The sequence below is a fragment of the Pseudomonas sp. CM25 genome, assembly GCF_013179705.1.
Lineage (GTDB): Bacteria > Pseudomonadota > Gammaproteobacteria > Pseudomonadales > Pseudomonadaceae > Aquipseudomonas.
Genome location: NZ_JABMCW010000463.1, coordinates 1 through 3,460 on the forward strand (window position 1 = coordinate 1; position 3,460 = coordinate 3,460).

The following is a 3,460-nucleotide window of genomic DNA, read 5'->3' on the forward strand; positions in this document are numbered from 1 at the left end:
CCTTCTCCACCACCGAGTCTGGCGGCAGCCCGCCCTGGCTCTGGCCCACGCTCATGCTGCCGCGCGCGGCGTGGAAGCGCATGCCGATTTCCGCGGCGGCATGGATGCTGTCGTCGAGCTTGCAGCCGTTGGGGTAGATGTACAGGTGGTCGCTGGAGGTGGTGCAACCGGACAGGATCAGTTCGGCCATGGCGGTCTGGGTCGACACCGCGATCATTTCCGGAGTCAGCCGTGCCCAGATCGGGTACAGGTTGGTCAGCCAGTTGAACAGCTCGCCGTCCTGCGCCGCCGGCACCACGCGGGTGAGGCTCTGATACATGTGATGGTGGGTGTTGACCAGGCCTGGGATGACCACCTTGCCGGCCATGTCCAGAATGACATCGGCCTGCTGGGGGAGGGTTTCGCTGGGGCCGACCTGCCTGATCAGGTTGTCTTCGATGTACATACCGCCGTTTTTGATTTCCCGGCGTTCGCCGTCCATGGTCACCAGAAGTTCGGCGTTCTTTACCAATAAAGTCTTGGGCATAACCTGTGCCTGCGCAATACGCAGCGGCGTTTGCCGGAGTCGTAGGCGCAGAGCCATGTAACCAGAGTTGCTTTTGATTGTATACAGGGCCCGGTAATTGGTGAATCTGCGGCTTAAAACAATGGAAAATTGGCCCGTAATCGGAATCAGGATAACGAATAGACTGCCGGCATCATTTTTGGAGTTTGTCTTGATGTCCGCTTATCAACCTACCGCCACGGGGGACGCGACGGCGCAGAACGCCGGCGTCAGCATTGCCATCCTGGCGTTCTCGGCCTTTCTGATCGTGACCACCGAGTTCCTCATCGTCGGCCTGTTGCCCGCGCTTGCCCGCGACCTTGGCATCCCGATCTCGGCTGCCGGGCAACTGGTCACGCTGTTCGCCTTCACGGTGATGGTTGCCGGCCCGCCCCTGACGGCGGCGCTATCGCACCTGGACCGTAAAAGGCTGTTCATCGCCATACTGCTGCTGTTCGCCGGCGCCAATGCCCTGGCTGCTGCCTCGACCAGCTTCTGGGTGCTGGCCATCGCCCGGGTCATGCCAGCGTTGGCGCTGCCTGTGTTCTGGGGCACGGCAAGTGAAACAGCCGGGCAGCTGGCCGGGCCGCACAAGGCGGGGCAGGCCGTGTCCAAGGTGTACCTGGGGATTTCGGCAGCCATGCTGCTGGGTATCCCCCTGGGTACCGTCGCGGCCAACGCCATCGGCTGGCGCGCGGCATTCTGGGCGTTGGCAGGCTTGTCGCTGATCATGGCCCTGGCCATGCTGGTGTGGATGCCGTCGGTGACCCGCACGGCAAAGGTCGACTTCAAGCAACAGGCGCGTATTTTTCGTGAGCGCAATTTCCTCGCCAACGTGTTGCTGTCGGTGGTGGTATTCACGGCCATGTTCACTGGTTACACCTACCTCGCCGACATGCTGGAACGCGTTGCAGGTGTCGCCCCGGGGCATACCGGCTGGTGGCTGATGGGCTTTGGCGCGGTCGGCCTGGCAGGCAACTGGATCGGCGGGCGGGCGGTGGACCGTTCGCCGCTCGGGGCAACCGCGCTGTTCCTGGTGCTGCTGGCCATCGGCATGGCGGCGATCGTGCCGCTGGCCCATGCCGGCCTGGTGTTCTGCCTGGCACTGGCGCTGTGGGGCATTGCCAATACCGCGCTGTACCCGATCAGCCAGGTGCGCGTGATGAGTGCGGTGACACATTCCCAGGCATTGGCGGGCAGCACCAATGTTTCGGCGGCCAACGCCGGCATTGGCCTGGGCGCGGTGATCGGTGGCGTGACCATCCCGGGCCTGGGTATCGAGTACCTGGGCTACGTGGCCGCAGGCGTGGCGCTGTCGGGGCTGGGCCTGGTGGCAGTGCTCGGCAAGCTGACCCGTCAGCCGGGTACGCTGGCCCGCGTCCCGTGAGGGGCGAGGCGCGGTAGCAGGTAGTCGAGCAAGGCGCGGACCTTGGGCAGCCCTTCGCGGCTTTTCAGCCACACCAGGTTCATGGGCAGGCCATCGGTCGCCAGCGCTGGCAACACCTCGACCAGGCGCCCCTGATCGAGGTGTTGCTGGGTCAGCCAGGTGGGCAGCTGGCCGATGCCATGGCCGGCCAGCACTGCCGCCACTTCGCCCTCGCCGTCGCCCACCGCGATCCGTGGCTGAACGCTGCGACGCTCCATTTCCCCAGGCTGGCGGCCCTTGAAGAACCACGGGCTGACCCCGCCGTCGGTGTTCCCATAGCCTACACAGTGGTGGTGCTCGAGGTCGCGTTCGGTGCGCGGCACACCCTGCGTTGCCAGGTAGCCAGGTGAGGCGCAGAACACCAGGCGCTGAGCCCCGAAATACTGGTGGCCAAGCGCTGCCGGCCAGGTATCCGGGCCGCCGATGCGCACCACGATGTCGATGCCTTCGTGCACCGGGTCGACGAAACGGTCGGAGAACGACACATGCGGTTGCAGCAGGGGGTGCAGGCGCATGAAATCCAGGATCAGCGGCAGCACATGCAGGCGCCCGTAAGAGGCGGGCAGCTCGACTCGCACCTTGCCGTGGGGTTGGTTGTCGGTGGCGACGATGGCGTGTTCGACCTCTTCCAGGTCAGCCAGCACCGACGTGCAGGTGCGGTAGAAGACGCTGCCGGCTTCGGTGAGTGCCAAGCTGCGGGTGGTGCGGTTGAACAGGCGCGCACCCAGGCGAGCCTCCAGGCGGGCCACGCTCTTGCTGACGGCCGAGCTGGTCAGGTTCAGCCGCTCGGCGGCGGCGGTGAAGCTGCCCAGGTCAGCAACGGCGACGAAGACGTCGATGCCTTTGAGGCGTTCGGAGGAATACATGGCCGGCCTTTTTGATGAACTGGATTCCAGTGTTCGAGCTGTATATTGAATCTCGACCAGGAAAATTCATCAATGGCCTATTCCTGTACCGGCCTCTTCGCGGGTGAACCCGTAAAGAGGCCGGTACAGGTCAGCTCATATCAAACAGTCCCGCGGCTGCTCACTCCATCCAGCAACCGCGCGATCCCCAGCGGGTTGTCGTTTTTCAGGGCATCCGGCAGCAGCGCATCCGGGTAGTTCTGGAAGCACACCGGCCGCAGGAAACGGTCGATAGCCAGGGTCCCCACCGAGGTGCCACGTGCGTCGGAGGTGGCCGGGTAAGGCCCGCCATGCACCATCGCGTCAGAGACCTCGACACCGGTCGGGTAGCCGTTCAGCAGCAGGCGCCCGGCCTTGCGCTCCAGCAACGGCACCAGCGAGGCGAATGCCTGCAGGTCCTCAGGCCCGGCAATCAGGGTGGCGGTCAGCTGGCCTTGCAGGTGGCGCAGCGCCTCGCCCAATGCCCGTGCATCGGCCACTTCCACCACCACGGTGGTCGGGCCGAACACTTCTTCCTGCAGCAGCGGGTCACCGTTCAGCAGCAGGCTTACATCGGCCTTGAACAACTGCGGCTGGGCCTGCTGG

General features: G+C 64.7%; 3 protein-coding genes and 1 pseudogene. 1 reads left to right on the forward strand and 3 read right to left on the reverse strand.

The annotated features are described in order from the left end of the window. On the reverse strand, positions 1–526 hold a 526-nt coding region (locus tag HP546_RS27845; RefSeq protein ID WP_172232324.1), incomplete at its 3' end, for an amidohydrolase family protein. A gap of 193 nt (positions 527–719) precedes the next feature. Here HP546_RS27845 and HP546_RS27850 point away from each other — a divergent pair. Next, complete coding sequence (locus HP546_RS27850) at positions 720–1,931, forward strand: MFS transporter (RefSeq protein ID WP_172232327.1); 1,212 nt, start codon at positions 720–722, stop codon at positions 1,929–1,931. On the opposite strand, the gene HP546_RS27855 is transcribed toward HP546_RS27850, so the two are convergent. Together HP546_RS27855 and HP546_RS27860 are read right to left on the reverse strand one after the other, a co-directional pair. Further along, positions 1,901–2,836, reverse strand: coding sequence for a LysR family transcriptional regulator (locus HP546_RS27855; RefSeq protein WP_172232330.1), 936 nt, complete (start codon positions 2,834–2,836; stop codon positions 1,901–1,903). The genes HP546_RS27850 and HP546_RS27855 overlap by 31 nt on opposite strands. A 140-nt stretch (positions 2,837–2,976) precedes the next feature. Continuing rightward, a pseudogene (locus tag HP546_RS27860) lies at positions 2,977–3,460 on the reverse strand (aldehyde dehydrogenase (NADP(+))); the annotation flags it as partial.

What these genes read in the sequence shown, in the direction of transcription:
- HP546_RS27850 (WP_172232327.1), top strand. Translation starts at nt 720, where the DNA reads ATGTCCGCTTATCAACCTACCGCCACGGGGGACGCGACGGCGCAGAAC.
- HP546_RS27855 (WP_172232330.1), bottom strand. Translation starts at nt 2,836, where the DNA reads ATGTATTCCTCCGAACGCCTCAAAGGCATCGACGTCTTCGTCGCCGTT.